Source organism: Sphingobacterium paucimobilis HER1398 (genome assembly GCF_000416985.1).
GTDB lineage: Bacteria > Bacteroidota > Bacteroidia > Sphingobacteriales > Sphingobacteriaceae > Sphingobacterium > Sphingobacterium paucimobilis.
Window position 1 is genome coordinate 212,518 of record NZ_ATDL01000003.1, and the last position, 20,971, is coordinate 233,488.

The 20,971-nt window shown below is 40.4% G+C and carries 22 protein-coding genes and 4 tRNA genes; 2 read left to right on the forward strand and 24 right to left on the reverse strand.

The genetic code is table 11. The features are described from left to right. Nucleotides 1-11 precede the first annotated feature (11 nt). Nucleotides 12-920 (reverse strand): DUF1338 domain-containing protein, encoded by a 909-nt coding sequence (locus M472_RS25405; protein WP_021068636.1) that lies wholly within the window; start codon nucleotides 918-920, stop codon nucleotides 12-14. A 146-nt stretch (nucleotides 921-1,066) separates the two neighbouring features. Further along, the gene (gene cdaA, locus M472_RS25410; RefSeq protein ID WP_021068637.1) at nucleotides 1,067-1,861 is read right to left on the reverse strand and encodes a diadenylate cyclase CdaA; all 795 of its coding nucleotides are present in this window, start codon (nucleotides 1,859-1,861) and stop codon (nucleotides 1,067-1,069) included. Between the two features lie 233 nt (nucleotides 1,862-2,094). On the opposite strand from cdaA, the gene M472_RS25415 reads away from it, so the two are divergent. After that, nucleotides 2,095-2,814: a pyridoxine 5'-phosphate synthase gene (locus M472_RS25415; RefSeq protein WP_021068638.1), complete on the forward strand. Its 720-nt coding sequence runs from the start codon at nucleotides 2,095-2,097 to the stop codon at nucleotides 2,812-2,814. Between the two features lie 137 nt (nucleotides 2,815-2,951). Here M472_RS25415 and lepB read toward each other — a convergent pair whose 3' ends face one another. The 5 genes from lepB to M472_RS25440 form a co-directional block, all read right to left on the reverse strand. Then, a complete protein-coding gene (lepB, locus tag M472_RS25420) occupies nucleotides 2,952-4,373 on the reverse strand; it encodes a signal peptidase I (RefSeq protein ID WP_021068639.1) in 1,422 nt (473 codons plus the stop codon). 108 nt (nucleotides 4,374-4,481) lie between these two features. Continuing rightward, the gene (gene dapB / locus M472_RS25425; protein ID WP_021068640.1) at nucleotides 4,482-5,225 is read right to left on the reverse strand and encodes a 4-hydroxy-tetrahydrodipicolinate reductase; all 744 of its coding nucleotides are present in this window, start codon (nucleotides 5,223-5,225) and stop codon (nucleotides 4,482-4,484) included. A gap of 35 nt (nucleotides 5,226-5,260) precedes the next feature. Further along, nucleotides 5,261-5,986 (reverse strand): DUF5683 domain-containing protein, encoded by a 726-nt coding sequence (locus M472_RS25430; RefSeq protein ID WP_021068641.1) that lies wholly within the window; start codon nucleotides 5,984-5,986, stop codon nucleotides 5,261-5,263. After that, nucleotides 5,986-6,900 (reverse strand): ParB/RepB/Spo0J family partition protein, encoded by a 915-nt coding sequence (locus M472_RS25435; RefSeq protein ID WP_021068642.1) that lies wholly within the window; start codon nucleotides 6,898-6,900, stop codon nucleotides 5,986-5,988. Before M472_RS25435 ends, M472_RS25430 begins: the two co-directional genes overlap by 1 nt. Nucleotides 6,901-6,902: 2 nt before the next feature. Continuing rightward, entirely contained in the window at nucleotides 6,903-7,700 is a 798-nt protein-coding gene (locus M472_RS25440; protein ID WP_021068643.1) for a ParA family protein, read from the reverse strand. A gap of 206 nt (nucleotides 7,701-7,906) precedes the next feature. On the opposite strand from M472_RS25440, the gene M472_RS25445 reads away from it, so the two are divergent. Continuing rightward, nucleotides 7,907-8,428, forward strand: coding sequence for an NADPH-dependent FMN reductase (locus M472_RS25445; RefSeq protein ID WP_021068644.1), 522 nt, complete (start codon nucleotides 7,907-7,909; stop codon nucleotides 8,426-8,428). Nucleotides 8,429-8,433: 5 nt separating this feature from the next. Here the strand turns inward: M472_RS25445 and M472_RS25450 are convergent, their stop codons facing one another. The 17 genes from M472_RS25450 to M472_RS45385 form a co-directional block, all read right to left on the reverse strand. After that, the gene (locus M472_RS25450; RefSeq protein WP_021068645.1) at nucleotides 8,434-9,261 is read right to left on the reverse strand and encodes a UDP-2,3-diacylglucosamine diphosphatase; all 828 of its coding nucleotides are present in this window, start codon (nucleotides 9,259-9,261) and stop codon (nucleotides 8,434-8,436) included. Between the two features lie 79 nt (nucleotides 9,262-9,340). Further along, complete coding sequence (locus M472_RS25455) at nucleotides 9,341-10,492, reverse strand: PepSY-associated TM helix domain-containing protein (RefSeq protein ID WP_031301295.1); 1,152 nt, start codon at nucleotides 10,490-10,492, stop codon at nucleotides 9,341-9,343. A 111-nt stretch (nucleotides 10,493-10,603) separates the two neighbouring features. After that, complete coding sequence (locus M472_RS25460) at nucleotides 10,604-11,833, reverse strand: hypothetical protein (RefSeq protein ID WP_021068647.1); 1,230 nt, start codon at nucleotides 11,831-11,833, stop codon at nucleotides 10,604-10,606. A gap of 13 nt (nucleotides 11,834-11,846) precedes the next feature. Further along, nucleotides 11,847-14,258 carry a TonB-dependent receptor gene (locus M472_RS25465; RefSeq protein ID WP_021068648.1) on the reverse strand — a complete coding sequence of 804 codons (2,412 nt, stop codon included), beginning with the start codon at nucleotides 14,256-14,258 and terminating at the stop codon, nucleotides 11,847-11,849. A gap of 78 nt (nucleotides 14,259-14,336) precedes the next feature. Further along, entirely contained in the window at nucleotides 14,337-15,545 is a 1,209-nt protein-coding gene (locus M472_RS25470; RefSeq protein ID WP_144062627.1) for a hypothetical protein, read from the reverse strand. A gap of 6 nt (nucleotides 15,546-15,551) precedes the next feature. After that, nucleotides 15,552-16,196 (reverse strand): hypothetical protein, encoded by a 645-nt coding sequence (locus M472_RS25475; protein ID WP_021068650.1) that lies wholly within the window; start codon nucleotides 16,194-16,196, stop codon nucleotides 15,552-15,554. A 55-nt stretch (nucleotides 16,197-16,251) separates the two neighbouring features. After that, the gene (locus M472_RS25480; protein WP_021068651.1) at nucleotides 16,252-16,794 is read right to left on the reverse strand and encodes an RNA polymerase sigma-70 factor; all 543 of its coding nucleotides are present in this window, start codon (nucleotides 16,792-16,794) and stop codon (nucleotides 16,252-16,254) included. A gap of 26 nt (nucleotides 16,795-16,820) precedes the next feature. Continuing rightward, nucleotides 16,821-17,060 (reverse strand): helix-turn-helix domain-containing protein, encoded by a 240-nt coding sequence (locus M472_RS25485; RefSeq protein ID WP_144062628.1) that lies wholly within the window; start codon nucleotides 17,058-17,060, stop codon nucleotides 16,821-16,823. Between the two features lie 25 nt (nucleotides 17,061-17,085). After that, nucleotides 17,086-19,431, reverse strand: a complete 2,346-nt coding sequence (locus M472_RS25490; protein WP_021068653.1) for an outer membrane beta-barrel family protein — start codon at nucleotides 19,429-19,431, stop codon at nucleotides 17,086-17,088. A 96-nt stretch (nucleotides 19,432-19,527) separates the two neighbouring features. Continuing rightward, on the reverse strand, nucleotides 19,528-19,722 hold the full coding sequence (locus M472_RS25495) for a GIY-YIG nuclease family protein (RefSeq protein ID WP_022829243.1): 195 nt from the start codon (nucleotides 19,720-19,722) through the stop codon (nucleotides 19,528-19,530). A gap of 59 nt (nucleotides 19,723-19,781) precedes the next feature. After that, nucleotides 19,782-19,848, reverse strand: a tRNA-OTHER gene (locus M472_RS45370). Then, complete coding sequence (locus M472_RS25500) at nucleotides 19,819-20,082, reverse strand: GIY-YIG nuclease family protein (RefSeq protein WP_021068655.1); 264 nt, start codon at nucleotides 20,080-20,082, stop codon at nucleotides 19,819-19,821. Before M472_RS25500 ends, M472_RS45370 begins: the two co-directional genes overlap by 30 nt. Nucleotides 20,083-20,141: 59 nt before the next feature. After that, nucleotides 20,142-20,218 (reverse strand) — tRNA-OTHER (locus M472_RS45375). Next, nucleotides 20,179-20,442, reverse strand: a complete 264-nt coding sequence (locus M472_RS45945; RefSeq protein ID WP_021068656.1) for a GIY-YIG nuclease family protein — start codon at nucleotides 20,440-20,442, stop codon at nucleotides 20,179-20,181. The genes M472_RS45375 and M472_RS45945 overlap by 40 nt, the downstream gene beginning before the upstream one ends. A gap of 59 nt (nucleotides 20,443-20,501) precedes the next feature. Beyond that, nucleotides 20,502-20,578: transfer RNA gene (locus M472_RS45380), tRNA-OTHER, on the reverse strand. Then, nucleotides 20,539-20,802 carry a GIY-YIG nuclease family protein gene (locus M472_RS25510; RefSeq protein ID WP_021068657.1) on the reverse strand — a complete coding sequence of 88 codons (264 nt, stop codon included), beginning with the start codon at nucleotides 20,800-20,802 and terminating at the stop codon, nucleotides 20,539-20,541. Before M472_RS25510 ends, M472_RS45380 begins: the two co-directional genes overlap by 40 nt. A 59-nt stretch (nucleotides 20,803-20,861) precedes the next feature. Next, nucleotides 20,862-20,938: transfer RNA gene (locus tag M472_RS45385), tRNA-OTHER, on the reverse strand. Nucleotides 20,939-20,971 lie beyond the last annotated feature (33 nt).

Consider the following 20,971-nt stretch of genomic DNA (forward strand, 5'->3'; position numbering starts at 1 on the left):
AGCAAACTCTATTAAGAACCTTTTATCTGGGTTGTATATGTACTTTCAAAAATCTTATCGGCATTATTGGTCTCAAACCCATCTCTTCGATGTGTCGCACGAATCTCACTTTTATCCAAATCCTTGAATTCAGGCAATACGCTACGCTCGGCAAACTCCACATAGCTACCGGCTATTTCTAATGTCTGATTGTCCGCAAAAGTCGCTTTATATAAAGCAGACACCGTACTGCTCTGCCTCAATAGATGGTCATCACTAGTCTTGATCACACCTCCTGAATTGTTGAGTTTGACACCTATACTTATCAAAAAAGAATTAAACTCTTCTAGCGTATTATAACCGTCTTTCAGCTCATGGATACTGATGGTATAATGGTTTAAATAGTATCTATTATAAATAACCCAAGCCGCGTATTCACTTTCTTCCAGCAACAACTTATAATCTTCAGAAGTTGGCAGATCCCACAGCGGTCTTTGCAGAAAATCGGCAACCTCTTGCCCATGCTCTAAATTAATGTGATCTACAGGGTCTTCCGTAATATGAGCGGTGTATTTATATATAATCTCCTGTGCTTTGGGGCTCAGGTCCTGTACACGCAATTCCGAAACAAATATACGCGGGTATCCCTCTTGTGGTGGCGAAAACCAATATGCATCTAATTTTTTACCCTCAAAGTGATAATAGTCTCGTTTTTGATAGCCAAAAGCCAAAAATATCTTCTCAAAAGACTTAATACCCAAGTGAGGTACTCCTAATGTACGAAAAGCGATATGATCATTTACAATATCCTCCTGGGAGCCGATCACACCTTTATCCAGTAATGCTTGAGTGATTTTATTCACATCCGAAACATTAGCTCTATAATGATCAAACAGATCATTCAACACGACATCTAATGGTTTATTTTCATCAAAATGCATATGATCAAAAATTTAAAGTTTATACTACAGTAAATTTAGCAAATAGATTCTAATAAATCACCAAAACAAAACTATTATCGAACAAAAATCAGACACAAAGTGTTTTTAGAGAAAAATATTCTAAAAAAACAGATAAGTACAGAATCTTAAAGTTCCTCTTTCAACAATTCTTCCAATTCCTCGGGACTAAGATTCATATTGACACTACCATCTTTAGCTAAAGAAATCTCACCCGTTTCTTCGGAAACAATTACAGCAATCGCTTCCGACACCTCCGTAACTCCAATAGCTGCACGATGCCGTAAGCCAAACTGAGGAGGGAGATCTTCACTGTCGGACAGGGGCAATACCGAACTCGCTGTCATCACGCGGAAATCCACAATGACTACAGCGCCATCATGTAGAGGACTATTTTTAAAAAAGATACTTTCTAACAGTCTTTTGGAGACTGGAGCATCGATATACTCTCCACTGGACTGATAGTATTCCTCGTCAAAGTATTTCGAAAATACCAGTAGCGCTCCGGTACGAGATCGAGACATGCTTCTGCACGCATCTACTATCGGTTTGATTTTCTCAGAATGGTCTTGTTGCGCTGTTTTCTTAGCGCCTAAAAAGGTCCAAAAGAACTTCTTTCTACGCATGGATATATTCTTACCGACATGGAGCAAGAATCGCCTTATCTCTTGTTGAAACACCACGATCAGCGCGATAGAACCTACAGAAATAAAACCACCAAATATCTCCGTCAGGAGACGCATCTCCAATTGTTTAACGACGAGATATATCCCATAGAACAGACCTACACCCAATAAGATATTGACAGCGATAGTACCTTTAATCAAGCTATAAATGTAATACACGATTACAGCCACTAAAAAGATATCAATGACATCCAATAAGCGGAATCCTTCCAGGAGATCAAAACTTAGTCCATTCATTTGCTATGCAATTTAAAAAATTAATACCAGGATTTCTTACCTCTAAATAGATTTTGTAGTGATATGTCTTCGATCTAGACAAAGTTTTAGAAATTAAGCGTTTTAAAAGAAGGATTTTTATACACCAAGGTCTGGATCCAAGGAATAAAGAAGATCTGGTCCTGACAAGTACAAATGTGATAATTTAATCCTTCGATTTTTAATTATCTTTGGGCTTAACATATCTTGCAAACATGACAAAACTATCCGTAAACATCAATAAAATAGCTACTCTTCGGAATTCTCGTGGAGGCAATACACCGAATGTACTTGCTGCGGCACTGGCTTGTGAGCGGTTTGGCGCGGAAGGTATCACGGTTCACCCACGACCTGACGAACGGCACATCCGTTATCAGGATGTATATGATCTGAAAGGTGAAATCCAAACCGAATTCAATATCGAAGGAAATTGTCAGGAACAGAAGTTTATAGACTTAGTACTTGCCAACAAGCCGACCCAAGTCACATTAGTACCTGATGCGACAGGACAACTGACCTCAAACCATGGCTGGAACACCATTAAACACAGGGATTACCTCAAAGAAATGGTCACTCTTTTTCAGCATGAAGGCATACGTGTATCTATTTTCGTAGATCCCGTGGTGGAAATGATCGAAGGTGCTGCAGAAACAGGAACAGACCGTATAGAATTATATACAGAGTCCTATGCTTCAGAGTTTGGTTTTGACAAGGAAAAAGCCATTGCTCCCTATTATAAGGCTGCAGTAAAAGCCCGTGAATTGGGATTGGGCCTCAATGCCGGCCATGATTTAGACCTGAACAACCTCGCTTATTTCAATCAGCATATACCTGATTTGCTGGAAGTGAGTATAGGCCATGCTCTTATTTCTGATGCTTTATATCTGGGTTTAGAAGAAACGATCAAACGATATTTGGCAGCGTTAAAGGCATAAAGTTAGCGCGTTAGAGCCTAAAATATAAAACTGTAAAAGACAAAACCGTAAAGACTTTTAATTTAAAATCTTTACGGTTTTGTCTTTTTAACACGCTAAACTTTTAACGTATTTACGGTATTACAGCTTTACGCTCTCTACTTTATTCCTCTGAATATTCGGTTCCAACGGACTTTGCTAAAGAATGTCCCATCTTTATCCCAGCTCAACCAAGTGAACAATGCTTTACCCACTACGTGATCTTCCGGGACGAATCCAAAATCTCTAGAATCCAACGAATTATCCCTATTATCCCCCATCATCCAATAGTAATCCATTTTTATGGTATAGGTATCGGATTTCACGCCATTAACATATATACCATCTACTTTCTTATCTAGCGTATTCCCTTCATACACCGTAATCAAACGTTGATAAACAGGAAGTGTCAACTCATTCAACTGAACGATTTCGCCTTTTTTAGGAACAGTCAAGGGGCCAAAATTGTGGAAATTCCAATTATACTGTCCATCTTTCGGAAAAGCTGGGCTATCATTATTATACGGAACTACTTCTGTAACCGTCGACCATCCTTTGACCTGTTCGATTTCTTCTTTTGTAACATGTAATAGATAGGCTACAATACGACCATTTTCATCAGGAAGTTCCATATATTCGAAGCGCTTGTCCACCAATATATCGGGATTCAATCCCCGCTCATCGGTATATACAATATAAGCAGACTGCACATCGTCAGAACCAAACCCAGGCTTTCCGTTAACAATCAGGTTACCGCCTTTCATCTCGACAACATCTCCCGGAATCCCTACCGCACGCTTGATATAGTTCTCACGTTTATCGACCGGTCGGTTAAAAGGAGCATCGGCCTCCATTGGAAAATTGAAAACAACCACATCATTGCGCTCTATTGTTTCAAAGCCTGGCAGTCTCTTGTAAGGGATCTTAATTAACTCAGAATAAGCCTTCCCTCCGGTGACTGGCATGGTATGGTGCGCAAAAGGAAATGCCAGTGGTGTATTCGGAATACGTGGCCCATAGTTCAACTTACTTACAAAAAGAAAATCTCCCACCAACAGACTACGTTCCATAGATCCTGTAGGAATCATATAAGCTTCAATCAGAAATCCCCGTATCAATGAGGCAGCTACTGTCGCAAATATAATTGCATCAGCCCACTCACGCGCGACTGTCTTTTTATAAGGATATTTCTTTTTGAATTCTTCTGTATTAGACTGTCCAAGATATTGAACGGAAGTATCTCTTCCCCACATAGGGAGTACAATAAAAGGAACCAATACAGCTGCTGCATTCTCCCAAAAACGACGCTTGCCAAACGATTTTATCAGATCAAGGTAGAATCCATAAAATATGAAAATATTGACAATAGGTACAAACAACCAAACAATCCACCAGGTAGGCCTTCCGACCAACTGCGCCATCACATACTCTCTATAAAAAGGTACAATAGCCTCCCACCCTTGCTTGCCTGCTTTTTTAAACAATAGCCACAGACCGTAAAGTGAAATGACAGTTAGTAACCCAAAAATGATATACCACATAATAGTAAAATTTAAAAGTCAGAAATCAAAAACCCGACCAAAGCCAAAAGTTATCATCATGACTTTTTATATGTCGACCAATCAATTTATATGTTACAGTAATAATTATTATTTATTAAAATCAAAGATCTCTGTGACCTGAAAGAAGCCCTTGCGCCCCTTCAGCCATTCTGCTGCTACGACAGCTCCCAAAGCAAAGCCATCTCTATTATGAGCTGTATGTTTAAACTCGATTTGATCTACTTCTGAGCTATATAACACGGTATGTGTGCCCGGTACTTCTTCAATACGAAGACTCTCAATCAATAATTCTTCAGGTTTATTAATCACATCACTTTCTTCCCCCACGACCTCATTGACCCATGAAGTCTTAGACGAATTGTTGTCTATAATACCTTCTGCTATGGTAATTGCTGTACCACTCGGTGCATCCAGTTTATGAACATGGTGTATCTCTTCCACTTGCACATCATATTGCTTATAGGGGTCCACTGCCTGCGCAAGAAGCCTATTAATGTGAAAAAAAATATTTACCCCGATGCTAAAATTAGATCCGTACAACAAGGATTGCTCCGCTTCAATACAAGTTTCCCTGACCTCTTGCATATGCTCATACCAGCCCGTCGTACCGACAACAAGAGGAAGATTTGCCTCGAAACATAAGCTGATATTGGATAAAGCGGCATCTGGTGTACTGAAATCAATCGCAACATCTGCGTTCTCTAAATCTGCTACGGTGATACTCTCCCGATTATGAGCATCTACTATCAGAACAACTTCGTGCCCTCGTTTGAGTGCAAATTTTTCGATAAGTTGCCCCATTTTTCCATAGCCGAGTAAAACGATCTTCATATCTTATGGTTTAATAATTGCCAAATTAACATTAATTATTTAATAGTAAATGTCAACTTCACACCTGGTGTAAAATAATTCGTAAGATTAGGCTTGTAGGCCATAGTCTGTGTAGGCATAAAAGTCGGCGATATCTTCAGGCCTAGATCATCCCCAATATTATAACGATTACGTAACATGGAGTCTGTATAAGCTTCGATGACATTACCAGCCCACCATACTGCCGTGACAAGAATGGTCATATCTCGGTTCCGCCTAAAATTATCTTTCTGTCGAATGATACCTTCTGTACTCATCCGTTCCAAATCGACATTGTTTGTGCCTCCAGAATTATCAATACGATATGCTGCCTCTTTGGCAAACATTTGATAATAATAGTTCCAATAATCAAAAACGAAATAGGCTGTAATAAATCCGCCGTAAATAATGGGCAATTTGACCCACACCCAACGGCCTCCGTTCGTTATCTGCCCCCATCCTGGCGCTATTGCCGAACGTCGCCAAGCGACACGCGAGACGTGCTCTATGGCCAGACGTGTAGAGTCTTTGAGTATATCTTTATAATAATATTTTGCTCGCTCTTTTTCTGCCTTTTCTCTTTCTTTACGTTCCTTCCTAGTTTCTTTTTTAACAGAATCCTGTACCGCAGCTGTATCTAAATTCAATTTTGTTGAATCCCGCAGCTGTTGTAATGAATCTATTTGGGCATAAGTACCTGATGCCAACAACAGGAAAAATATAACGACTAAGAGTCTGGGCATTACCAATCAAGCAGTTCTAATATACGACTTAAATCATCTTCGGAATCAAAAGGGATTTCGATAGCACCCTTACCGCGTGCATTCTTTAAATTCAGACGTACCCGAGTAGAAAATCTTGACGCCAGGTCATCTTCTATTTTCTGGTACTGAAAATCTAACTGCTTGCCTACATTCTGATTTTTCTTAGGCTTCAACTGTTCTTGTATGTTGCGCACAAGAATCTCTGCCATACGGACCGAAAGCCCCTTATCTATGATTTCCTGAAACACATACAATTGCTTGTCTACTTCACCAACATTAATGAGTGCACGGGCATGCCCCATAGAGATCTGTCCATCACGAATTCCCGCTTGGATCACTGGTGGCAACTTTAACAATCGAAGATAGTTGGTTACCGTAGAACGATTTTTCGAGACCCGATCTCCAAGCTCTTCCTGCTTCAGGTTACACTCTTCGATCATCCGTTGAAAACTCAATGCTACCTCGATAGCATTTAGATTTTCACGCTGTATATTTTCGATCAGGGCCATTTCCAACATCTGTTGGTCATTTGCCGTACGAACATATGCCGGAATATCTGTAACACCTGCTAACTTAGAAGCACGTAAACGACGCTCTCCACTGATCAGTTGGTACTGATTTTTACTAACCTGGCGTACCGTAATGGGTTGAATCAGCCCCTGTAGCTTAATAGACTCAGAGAGTTCCTGTAAAGCTTCTTCATCAAAATCGGTACGCGGTTGAAACGGGTTAACGGCGATGTGCTCCACCTTAATAAAATTGATACTCCCTGCCGCTGCTCCACCTAGATCACCGTTATCTTTCTGTGACGACGCTGACGAAACATTCATTTCATCTTGCAACAAAGCACCTAAACCTTTACCTAGCCCTGTTTTACGTTGTAATGCTGCCATTTTTATACGATCGCTTTTTCTTTATTCTGTTCAACCAAACCATTTTTCTGTAGAATCTCACGAGCCAAGTTCAAATAATTGACGGCTCCTTTACAAGACGCATCATGCATAATTACAGATATACCAAAACTTGGAGCTTCACTCAAACGTGTATTCCGTTGGATAATCGTCTCGAAGACAAGTTCTGTAAAGTGCGTACGCACCTCTTCCACCACTTGATTAGATAGGCGTAGACGCACATCATACATGGTCAAAAGAATTCCTTCAATTTCTAAATTGGTATTCAGTCTGTTTTGAACAATCTTTATAGTATTCAATAGTTTTCCTAATCCTTCCAATGCAAAGTACTCACACTGTACAGGTATGATGACAGAGTCTGACCCCGTGAGTGCATTGATCGTGATGAGTCCCAATGAAGGAGAGCAGTCGATGATAATGAAATCGTAATCATCTTTTACCTCATCCAACATTTTCTTCATTTTGTACTCACGTTCATTAAGATTGATCATTTCAATCTCTGCCCCAACCAAGTCAATATGTGCAGGTAAAAGATCCAAAAAAGGAGTCTCTGTTGCTTGGATAGCCTCCCGCGGAGGTAAATCATTGACCAAGCATTCATAAACGCTTGCCTTGATATTACGTGGATCGAAACCAATTCCGGATGTAGAGTTAGCCTGTGGATCAGCGTCCACTAGAAGCGTCTTATACTCCAAAACAGCCAAACTAGCCGCTAGATTTATAGACGTTGTTGTTTTTCCTACGCCACCCTTTTGATTTGCAATTGCAATTATTTTTCCCATGAGATACCGAACCTTTTACAATTTTTGTTTATAAGCATGTTCTCCATTCAAAAATACATTTCCATTACTAAGGAAATGTTTAAATGATGTTAAAATTACTAAATTTGAGAACTTCCTGATGCTATCACTCAGGATGCTAAGATACAAAAAATTGGTTTACGATTTGACAAACTCGTGGATTGATTATTATAAGTAGCAACATAACAATGAATTTAATTATATCAGGAACAAATCGACTGGGTAGTAACTCATTAAAAGTCGCAGAATATTATAAAAAAGAATTGTGCAAGAAAGGCGAAGATTGGCAAGTACTGTCATTGACCGATCTACCACATGACATTTTATTCTCTGACTTATATGGCAAGCGCTCAGTTGCCTTTGCACCTATTCAGGAATTAGTCGCTAAGGCTCAGAAATTTGTTTTTATCATACCGGAGTACAACGGAAGTTATCCAGGCGTGCTCAAAACCTTTATCGATGCCTGTGCCTATCCGGTATCTTTCTATCACAAAAAAGCAGCACTAGTAGGAGTATCTACTGGAAAATATGGCAATATCCGCGGAATAGATCATTTTACGGGGGTGTGCAACTATATGCGCATGCATGTCATGCCATTAAAAATTCATATTCCCAGCATACAGGCTGAATTGAATAGCGAAGGAAACTTACAGGAAGACAGCACCTATAAGTTCGTCCAAGAGCAAATTGATGAGATAGTTCGTTTTTGAAACGCTTATCGTTCGACCTTAATACGATCTAGAATGCTCTCCAATGTATATGATAGCGGAGATTCGTGCAAAGGATACTTACCAAGCTTGTCCTTCTGTTCTTCATAATGGAACATGGTCCACTCTTGGTTATTGTATTCCAATGCGGACAGGTTTTCTATCCAATCTCCCGAATTCATATATACACATTTTCCTTTCTTCGTCTCGACGGTTCGGATCTGGGGCTGATGTATATGTCCACAGATCACGTAGTCATAATGGCTTTCTATAGCGAGCTCGGAAGCCGTTTGTTCAAAATCACCAATAAACTTAACAGCCTTTTTCACAGAGTTTTTTATTCTTTTAGATAAGGAATATTTTTCTCGTCCCATTCTATTCAACCCCCAATTTATAAGGTTATTGACCCGTATCAGCATGTCATAACCCCAGCCTCCCAGTTTAGCCAGCCACTTCGAGTGCTGTACCGAAGCATCAAAGACATCACCATGGAACACCCAAGCCTTCTTGTTCCCCAGATGCAAGACGACCTTATCCACGAGCTTTATATTTCCGAAGCTGATGTCAGAGAACTTACGCAACATTTCGTCGTGATTGCCCGTAACATAGATTATTTCTGTTCCCTGATACGCCATATCAAACAAATATTTGATAACACGCAGGTGCTGATCAGGAAAATAACTTTTCTTAAACTGCCAGATATCGATTATATCTCCATTTAGAATCAATTTGGAGGGCTTTATCGAATACAAATAATGGAGCACCTCTTTGGCTCTACACCCATAAGTTCCTAAATGGAGGTCGGACAGAACGACCAAGTCTACTTCTCTCTTCATAGTTGATTAATACAAATAAAGAGAACGAAGATTAACTTATCATTTTCAGATAGTTAAGAAAATTTTAATTATGCAGTGATCAAGAGCATATTTCTTCAACTTTCGGACGCCTAATTTTCCCTTTCTTTTTTGTCTTTTTCTTTTTGCCCCACCAGACATAAAAGCCCGTAATCGGCAGGGAAGCACAAATCAGACTAGCGATAAAATAGAGTATTTTTGTCCACATACCTCCAATAAAACCCGTATGCAGCGCATAATTTGACCTCGAGATCCACTCCGCTGTCCCCGCTTCACGCACCGGCTTTTGTGAATTTGGCAGAAGATCGATTGTATTTCTATCAAACCGCAAATCCCTCCATCTTCCGGAATGCATATCTGTGCAGGCATAGATCATCTCTTCACCCTCTTCGGGAATATGAATAATGACTGCCTCTTTGTTTAGTGATGCTATTTCGGTACGCACCTTATACCAGATCTTGTCCGCTACCACGAGCGCATCCTGAAGTACTGGATCTGTCAACGCAGGCTCCACCTTTTCCACCTTTGGCCTAGGGGGCATACCACCACTCAGCCACATCACCGATTTACGCATCCATGGGAAGGCCATAATAAGGCCTGTCAGCGCCATCAGCAATGCTAACAACAAGGAATAAAAACCGAGCACATTATGCAGATCGTAGTTGATACGCTTTAGCTTAGCTTTCCAATTAATAGTAAAACTTTGCTTCGCAGCCCGCTTCGTCCACCTCTTGGGCCACCACAGGATTACTCCAGAAAGCGTCACCAAGAAAAAAACAAAAGTTCCCCAGCCCACAATTTGTCTTCCCAGTTTACCTTCAATCCACAAATGTCGATGTCCCTCATCCATAAAATGGAAAATGTCTTCATGATCTACCTCTGCTAAAATCTGTCCTGTATAGGGATTAACATACAGCAAGGTATCACTATGATCGATACTGGCCTTTATAGATTTATCCAAGCCATAATACCAAAGGCTAGAGACCTCCTTATCTGGATAGAATTCTTTTATCTTTTGATGGATTACACTCGGAGGCAGTTGAGCATCCGCAGTCTGCTCATCAACTGAAATATAATTAAACACCAGGTCTTTGATATCATGTTCAAAAACAAGAACGCAAGCGGTAATCGATAGGATAAAAACGATAATACCTGACACTAAACCCAACCAAAGGTGTAACCAAGCATTTATTTTAAGCAAGACAGATTTCATATATAGTAGGCCAGTATAATGGCAATTGGCTTTGGTAGTACATAAAAAAGAAAAGCGTCCAAAAGGAAAGGAACCAATACCTCTCTTTTTGGACACACTTTCAAAAAATAATTATTTATTCAAATTGAACAAGATTGGAGTGTCATTGTCTCCACCGATAACTTTAGCGCCACGTGTCAACTTGTCTGTTGTCGGATTGTACTCCCAGATGTAAATAGCATCTGCCTTAGGATCGTTTACAGCTATATAAACATTTCCATTATGCACGATAGCTGATCTTGAGTTTGTAACCAGTGGAAAATCCAGTTTCTTGATTACTTTTTGTGTGTTTACATCCACAATTAAATATTCCCACATTGCAGCATACCACCAATCATTCTTCTCCTTTACATTAGTAGCTACATCATGAGCTGAAATAACCAATGCTTTACCATCCCCTAAATAAGCAACTCCTAATTGATTATCACCACCTCTTTGTGCACTGATATTGAAAAAATAATCCTTATCCAAAGCCTGTTCACCATCTTTTATACGGAAAAATCCTGTTGGCATATGCGGTCTACCTCCTCCTAAAAATGGCATCGTGTAAGACATTAGATACGTATATCCTTTTTCTTTAAATTGGTGGAAATAACCATTACGAACTGGTCCAATTGGATTGGATCGTAGATCTTTTCCTGTAACTTTAAAGTTTTTGAATGTTGGAAAATCCATCGATGCGGTGTATGTGGTATCATAAGTTTCCTTAGTCACCTGATTATACAGACTATAGCCAAGCACCACCTTATCGCCTTGAGGAACCATAGCATACAGTTTTAACTGATGATCTTTCGGCAATGCAGTACCCGTGTCAAAAGTCCCCGAAGATTTGACAACCATATTCTCGACATCTACGATCGCATATTCGTTACTACCTCGTGGGCCGAATGCAACATGTGTCTCGTCTATCCAATTATGCCAGCCTAGATAATAGTTTGTCAAAGTTACCAACGGAATTGTTTTCACAGTCTTGACCACTCCTCCTTCAGCACTATACTTTCCAAACTTACGAGCGTCAGGATCTAAATGATAAAAAAACATTCCTTTCTGAAATCTGTTTTCTTGCCAGGTAAAGATGCTCGTCACATCTGTACCCTTACCCTCTGGTGATATCTCTCCCGTCATCAGGTTTTGAAAAGGAACCATGAATACGCCACGTTCCGTGCTATAGGAAATCATAAAATTCGGATCCTCCGGTTTGGGCGAATCAGGCCCATCATTCTTAGAATCTTTACAAGAAGTAATTAAAGCAACTGCTAAAGCAAGTGGAACAATCAGTCCCTTTTTTAATTGAGCAAACATATGTTAAAAGTTATTATTTATATGAAATCAAATATCTAAGCTTAACGGAGAAGGAGCGACCAGGCTTTTCGAGCTTGAATGTATCATAAGCAATCTCATCCGTCAAATTTCGTCCCTCAAAAGTGATGTTGTATTTATTATGGGCTAAAGAATAAGTTAGCGCCACATTATGAAGCCACTGAGCAGGAATATAATCCTTTGTGGATTTGTCAGCCAACTTAGACCAGCTAAGCGAATAATCATTGATAAACTGGAGATAATAGTTCAAATAAAGATTCCCATCTCCTAGACCAAATGGTTTATTAATGAAAGTACTTATATCAGCATTACCGTATAACCAAGGTTCGTTGGGGGTACGATTTTTATAGGTAAGTTTAACCCGATCCGTTCCTTTTTCATATTTTTCATTATCTATCGCATTGTAGTAACTCACATTGACCTGAGCGCGGAATACCCCTCCCCTATACAAATAACGCAGTTCAGTATCTGCCCCATTGATACGCACCCCTCCTTCATTGGTCGAATATCTTCTGGAGCCCTGAGGCCCCTCATAGGTCGTATTGATAATATAATCCTTAGCGTGACGATAAAAAACACTTCCATCCACAGAAAACTGGTGTTCTTCCCTACCGACATTGTAGTTTAGAGAGAGGTTAAAATTATTACTATTCTCTGGCCGAAGGTTGGAACTGGGGTCGATACTGATACCATCCCCATGCAGTTCTACAAAACTTGGCAATCTGAAGGCTTTTTCATATGACCCTTTTACCGCGAGACTCTCCCAGATTTTGTAACTTACCGCTGCACCATATCCATAATAGTCTGTCGTTTTCGACACTTTAGCCCCCTGTCCGACCTGACTTTTACCCATTACTCCATACCTTTTTCCAAAAACAGAGCTGTTCAGCCGCTTGTCAAACAACAGTTGTTGATAATTCAAACCTGTTACTTGCTGTGTCATACGATTAGTCTTGCTATAATAATCGTCGTAGGGATCTATCTCATCATAGGCCTCTCTCTCATTACTGTTGATATTGTGATTGAGTGTAAATATGTGTTTTGGAGAGAGTGTGTACATCAGGTTTACCTGACCAAAAAGATTGTTGTTCTTCTGATGCTGCCTCGATTTACGATCCCTCAGCTCTCCTTTGGCAGGCTTACCCAAATCCACTGGATCACCTGTCCACATATAGGTATTGAAAGAACTTGTATCCGTGATAACAGTATTGCTATAAGCTAGATTGCCGTACATCGTTGCAGACAGTCCGTCTAACCATAGCCGATCTTTTCTATACCTGACATTAGGAGTATAACTCTGGGTCTTGCTATCCACCATACCAAATGGTCGGTCCTGTGTAGCTCCTGTCTGTACATCCTTATCTGTACTGGCATAGGTAAAGCCTAATACAGCTACATCTGCCCATTTTTTATCACGAATCCCCACTTCCAATTGTCCCATAGAAGATTGGTAAGCATCGTGAAATCTGCGAGCAGAAGACAGGGTATCATACGAAGAATATTGTCCATTTGCATCCTTTACAGGAATTTCTAACCACACCCCTGCTTTGGGATTGGTATGCATCTTGTAATTGTTGTCCGAATAATTATGATAGGCGTTCAGATTAAAAGTTAAGCCGGTTTTCGGGTCCTTGTACCCGGTACTCAGCGCCGATCGATGTGTATTAAAGGATCCCAGACTATAACTTAGATCCATAAATTTATTACGATCTCTATTAGTCACGAGATTGACAGCTCCCCCCAGCGCATCCGAACCCAGATAAGCGGGTACCACCCCCTTATACACTTCAATCCGTTCGACAATATTTACGGGTATATTATTAAAGGTCAACCCTGAACCCATAGATTCCAAAGGTATCCCATCAATAAAGAACTTAATATGATTGCCAGAAAGTCCATTTAATGAAAAACTAAAATTAGAACCAAGGCCTCCTTGCTCTCTAATACGGACGCCTGTACTCCGATTTAAGATTTGATTGACATCAGAGTTAGTGTTTGCATAGGCTTTTGTTTCGATTACATTAACATTAAATCCTGTTTCTCTTATTGCCTGCGCCTTACTGTGCCCCTCGACGTCGACGATTTGAATCTCTTGATTACGCTTAATCATCACGAGCTTCAAGGATGGGTTTTTACCGTCCAAAACCTCTATTTTCTGCTTTAAGGTATCATATCCTACAGCTTGAACCTGCAAGCTATAGTGCCCTGATTTAAGTCGATTAAAAGAAAAATACCCTTTCCCATCTGTTTGCGTCTGCTGCCCTGTCTCTACAATCTTAACACCTACTCCAACAAGAGCTTGCTCATCAATAGAGCGAACTATACCGTCAACACTTCTTTCTTGGCCATTGGCCGACAATATTCCTATTGTAAATAGAAGCACCAGCTTCCATCTCAAATCCAGCATTCTTATTTAGATTAATTATACATAGGTATGTAGCCTATGTAGCGCTAAACCGAAGGTTGGAAATAAAAAAAATAGATTTTATTTAAGAAAATCTAATCGAAGAATATAATTCACTGATTTTGAAGCAGAAAAAACCTTATCCGTTTTTCCATTGGCAGGGGTATAACGCCATACTTCGTGCTTTTTGCCATCGCTGTCAATACCAAAATAGACATAACCATCTTGAACCAGAACATTTTCCTTACGGGTACCTTTGTCTAAAGGTATATTTATCTTCTCCAGTTTTTTCGTAGCAAGATCCACGAGATAGTATTCAAACTGAAAGACCGAGTGATGATTGGAGAAATCTGTATATAGATCACGCTGCTCGCTTCTAATAATAGCTTTTTGTCCACCTACATACCAAAAACCGTAAGCATGATTAAGAATACGTTCAGAAACGTCCAGCATATAGGATGTATCTACCTGTTGCGAACCTGCTTTCTTCCGAAAGATCGCTGTCGGCTTGGACAGATTGTTGCCTAGTGCCACACCAGGACAGCTCATAAAATAAAAGTCGCCCTGATCATCTCGAAAGCTATAGCTTTGCACGGTATTAATGCCCCCAGGATAGGACGATCGAGTATCTTTTTGCAGATTAACAATGTCGAATGATGAAAAATCAAGGGTTGCATAATACATCGTATCCGAAGTTGTATAGTCATCTATCGTCAGCACCTTCGAATAGCAATACGCCATCCACAACTTGTCATCCACAAAGTCTACCAAACCTATGCTCAAGAGATTAAAATCTGCTACTGATGCTGGAAACGGTAAAGCCTCGTCACGTATCAACTTAAATTCTTTGGTATCGACCATATACATACGAGCACGAGCAGTGGTTTTCTTTTCTACTATAAAAAGCAGTAATGTGTCTGTATCTCCTTTCCAAAGATAGTTCTCCAAATAACCATCCTTAAATTGAATTGAATCTACCGCCACCATATGCTTATTATCATCCAATTGATAACGTATAAAGTGGCTATTCCATTCATTGAAATGATAAAACACCCCACCTTTTTGGATATACTCCCTCGTAAATTCTTTTGAAGGTATGGGGATTTCGATTTCCTTTTGGTCATCTTTCAGGCTCTCTTTCAATAAAAAACTATTTGTCCCATCCTCATTCAAAAGGTACAACGCATAATCAGGCAAAAAAGTTGCGGGAGAACTTGACGAGGTACAGGAGAAAAACAACCCTAAACTCGTTAAAAATCCGATATATAAAAAAGGAAGGAAATACTTCATGAATAGTTAGGAAATATGAAACTGCTGCTTGATTCTACGTTGTATCACCGGTGGCAAAAACATTATTTCTCGTTTTGACAAGATGATAAGCTTCTTCTGTCCCTCTCGTTCCGAGACGAAATATACTTCTCCACGCTTAAAATTAAAAGACTCGTTACTACGTTCATCCTGCAGAACAAAATCACGCTTGGGCGCCAACATGATATTCCCTATCAGCGATATATTTCCTGATTCAAAGTCAATATTAGCCTCACTATTGGCACTCAACGCCACATCAAAATAATCCTTGGAAAAGGAGATGACATTAGACTCCACATTAGCCGCTTGGAATACAGTAAACTCTTCATCAGCCTTATAAGAATAATAAAAGACACCTGTTAATATAAGAATACAGACGACAGCAGCGGCAGACCAATATCTCTTTATAGAGAAGATTTTGTGACGGAGCTGTTTAAGGGGCGGACTGTCGGAAATATCCATTGAACCAGAGATATCTGCCCACATATCCTCTTTAATAGTGACATCTACCTCGCTCTTCAAGTCCAATTCTCCCCAATCCTCATTATCCAGCCAATCGCGGACAGCAGCAAGCTCTTGATCAGTACACTGACCAAGCTCATATTTTTCTAAGAGTGCTTTATTGATGTCCATTTCTATTTTATACACAAAAATACAAAACTATACTGTTATATTATATGTAGCTGCATCAATCTTGTTCAGCAAGATTAGTACGCAATACCAACAGGGCTTTGCTAATGTGATATTCTACAGCTCGCTCAGAAATAAGAAGTATTTGTGCAATTTCTTTGTTTGTTAGTCCCTGCTCCCTACTCATTTTAAAAACATTTTTACATTGTCTTGGCAACCCCTCCACAATTGTATTCAACTTAGAAGCCAACTCTTTGACTTGTAATTGTTGATCCTCGTACATCACCTGCGACTGTGTCTGTATCACCTCGTGGTGCCGTTGTCGTGTACATTTGTTTCTAATATGTTCTAGCGACTTTAATTTGACCGATCTCAACAGATATCGTTCCACATCTTTAATATTCAACGTCTCCCTTCGCTCCCACAATGATTTGAAAACATCCTGAACAATCTCTTTTGCCTCGTCCTCATCTTCCATTGTCTTCAATGCAAATACATACATTCTCTTCCAGTATTCCTGAAACAGAGTGTCAAATGTCTCGGCATTGATCGATATACTTGTATTGCTATGAGGCGTCTCCAAATCATCGCAAATATACATTTATTTAGATTTATTATAAATAATATTTAAGATTCGATATCATTCCCAATCCAGTCCTTACTGATACGAAAATACTTCCTTCGTTCCAGTGGTCTACTCTCACTGATAATGGCACCTTTTTGCCGCAATGTCCGTACACTATGGTATACTGCCGCATAGCTATAACATTTTGCTGCAGGATTCAACAATAAAAATATTTCTTCCACATCCATGAAGACCTTCCGCTCATGTAGCAACGCAATCACTGCTTTTTCCGTTTTACTCATATCTACTGAATTATTGACTATGTTATTATGTGCCAAAGCGATAGCTAAGGGACAATAAAACCTTTCTATTATCGGGATAGGCCGAATGATATAATGTCAAATTATCATATGTACTGGTCAACCTCGGATTTCCATTTCGAATCAGACCATTAACAGCCAATTTTATCATCGCACGGTCGTCCATCAACTTCTTTTCTACGCCGAGATCCATTCCATAGGTCGCTTCCTTAAGCTGTACCCCCGTCGTGACACCAGAATTATAATAGCCTAATAACTCAGACCGAATTCCCCATTTCAACTGCAATGTATGTTTGGAATTGAATGACCAGCTTGATCCCTCCGAATCCAAGTCAATACCGTCGACTTCGCCTGTGTATTTATTGTGAAAAGCATTGATATAGTGACTTCCCGCCCACCAAGAGGTAAACGAACTATTGTACATTACATTCGCACTATAATTAATAAAGCGTCCGATATTTTCAGGCGTACTGAATGTCATGTTCTCTTCCTTTGCTCCCCTTGTTATCCAAGTAATCACGTTTTTACCGTAACTGGTCGACAATGTGGTAAACAGTTTATTTTTAAATCCATGTCCCAATTCGACGATATAACTACGCTCTGGCTCCAAATCAGCATTACCCTCATAATAAGAGAAGGCATTCTCATATACCCTAAATACATTGACATCATGGTCGCCAGGCCGTTCAATACGACTGCCAAAAGAAGTCCGCAAAAAATTGTTCTCATTTAGATTATACAAGGCAAAAGCATTAGGAAAGACATCCATATAGTTCTTGCGATGCTTCTTATCTAGCGTCTTTTGCACCGTTTCGATATAAGCATATTCTCCTCGCAGCCCCGCTTGATACTCAAATTTTCCACTTTTCCCCGAGTAGATAAGATACCCAGCTTGTACATGTTGTGTGTACTTAAAATTATTTGAGCTGTTATTATCGACCACCCATTTCTCCTGTACAAGCGTATCATTATGAACACTGTTGTCAATAAAGAAATGGGTGAACTTGTAACCCGCCTCCAACTTAGAGTTATCATAAGGCTTACTGTAATCTACACGTGCCGTATAAGTTGTGTTACTTAAATCTTGAACATTCTTTCTCGCGGAGATATTTTCCACAGCAGTCGTAGTACCCACAAACTGTGTGCGATACATATTGTCATACTTATTCGTATGTGGCGCATAGTCAACGTTCACCTTTAGAAAATGTTCTTCATTAGAATACCTCTTGGCATAGTTAACATTAAATGTTAGGTTGTTGTACCCTTCATCGAAGGTATTGGTTGTTTCGGCAGAAGTTGATGTCCCCGTCACTTCAGTCTCCGTATGAATAGCAGAAGTTGAAATAAATGTCCCTTTAATCCAGTTGATACTGGCTTCGATAGTACTCGTTGTATCAATCTCAAAAGTAGCTCCCGTGCGTACGCTGTGGTATCGTCCCGGGTTCAATGTCCGCTCTTCTTGCTGCTTCTGGACTCTGCTCAGCATTCCATTGCTATAAAACCTGTTCTCCGTTATACTATGCTGCTTCGACTCTTCACGCCCCACAGATGCATTCACAAAAGTATTGAGTCGGTCATTCTTAAAATGTAATCCTCCACCTACACTGCCCTCAGGTCTACGTGACTGTCCAGCTCTGGCAAATAGATCGCCACCAAGCCCCAGTCTACGATTTTTCTTCGTTACTATATTAATAGATCCTGCTGTGCCCGAAGCATCTTCTTTGGAAGAAGGATTAGCCATAAGTTCCAACTTAGCGATATCGGAAGCCTGCATACCCCGTAGTAAAGCGGCCAACTGTGCTCCTGCAAGATAAATATCCCTTCCGTCTATCTTTACCTTCGCTCCTGCTCTTCCTTGGATAGAAAAGTTACCTTTACCATCCGAAACAATACCAGGAGTCTTTTCAAGAAGTTCGAGGACATTGTTACCTTCACTGACGACACTCTCCGCAACATCGACTACCATTTTATCCATATACTGTCGAACAGATGGAGCTTTACCTTTTACAGCAACAGCGTCAAGAATGACTGCCTGTGGGGAGAGTATCACCGGAATAGCTACGGTTCTATCGCCTAATCGCAAAGCGTAGTTTTTGCTCAACAACGTCTCATACCCCAAATGCGAATAACGTAGTGTATAGTTACCAGCCTTATTCAGATTAAAGAAGAAAGCGCCATCTTCAGCAGTCTTCTGCTCCATAGTAATGGAGGAATCTGGTAAAGACAGCAACTGTACATTAACCTGATCTAAAACCTTTCCCTGAGGAGAATAGACTTTCCCCGATAAAGAAATCTGAGCTGTAAGATTCGAAGAATAGATAAAGAGCAAAAGAAATAACAAATAAAGCTTCATGTAGCAAACTAAAAGTCTTAAATTAGACTGAGTACAAATTAACCGTTTATCTATAAGTTGCCCAGCCGCCGCTTTACCGAACCTCAGCAACAAGTTTTATTGCTCTTGCGACTCATTAGAGTTAAATTTATCCGCAAAGGCTTCCTCATAGACCACCGCCCAATCTTTGGCTCGACCGGTATACCCCTTGGAATACGAATTATGCCGACGCAGGCGCTCAACCAGATTACCTGTGAAACCAATGTAGTAGCGGTCTATACTTACAGAATAAAGAATGTAAACAGTGAACATAAAGCTCAAAATTGGCATACAGCAAAAAAGCACCAGTAAACTGATGCTTTCAAATATAGTGGAAATTACTGGGCTCGAACCAGTGACCGCTCCCGACTAGTCGGGATGCTCCAAACCAACGGAGCGGATCAACTCCTCGATAAGAACACGGCTCTTCCAGCTTTTAATTACACCCTCCCGTTCCATTGCAGCAGATTTATCCGCAAAGGCTTCCTCATAGACCACCACCCAATCTTTGGCCCGACCAGTATACCCCTTGGAATACGAATTATGCCGACGCAGGCGCTCAGTCAGATTACCCGTGAAACCGACATAATAGCGATCAAGACTTACAGAATAAAGAATATAAACAGTGAACATAAAGCTCAAAATTGGTATACAGCAAAAAAGCACCAGTAAACTGATGCTTTAAAATATCGTGGGAATTACTGGGCTCGAACCAGTGACCGCTCCCGACTAGTCGGGATGCTCCAAACCAACGGAGCGGATCAACTCCTCGATAAGAACACGGCTCTTCCAGCTTTTAATTGCACCCTCCCGTTCCATTGCAGCAGATTTATCCGCAAAGGCTTCCCGATAGACCACCACCCAATCTTTGGCCCGACCAGTATACCCCTTGGAATACGAATTATGCCGACGCAGGCGCTCAACCAGATTACCTGTGAAACCAATGTAGTAGCGGTCTAGACTTACAGAATAAAGAATATAAACAGTGAACATAAAGCTCAAAATTGGTATACAGCAAAAAAGCACCAGTAAACTGATGCTTTAAAATATCGTGGGAATTACTGGGCTCGAACCAGTGACCACTCCCGACTAGTCGGGATGCTCCAAACCAACGGAGCGGATCAACTCCTCGATAAGAACACGGCTCTTCCAGCTTTTAATTGCACCCTCCCGTTCCATTGCAGCAGATTTATCCGCAAAGGCTTCCCGATAGACCACCACCCAATCTTTGGCCCGACCAGTATACCCCTTGGAATACGAATTATGCCGACGCAGGCGCTCAACCAGATTACCCGTGAAACCGACATAATAGCGATCAAGACTTACAGAATAAAGAATGTAAACAGTGAACATAAAGCTCAAAATTGGTATACAGCAAAAAAGCACCAGTAAACTGATGCTTTAAAATATCGTGGGAATTACTGGGCTCGAACCAGTGACCACTCCCGACTAGTCGGGATGCTCCAAACCAACGGAGCGGATCAACTCCTCGATAAGAACACGGCTCTTCCAGCTTTTAATT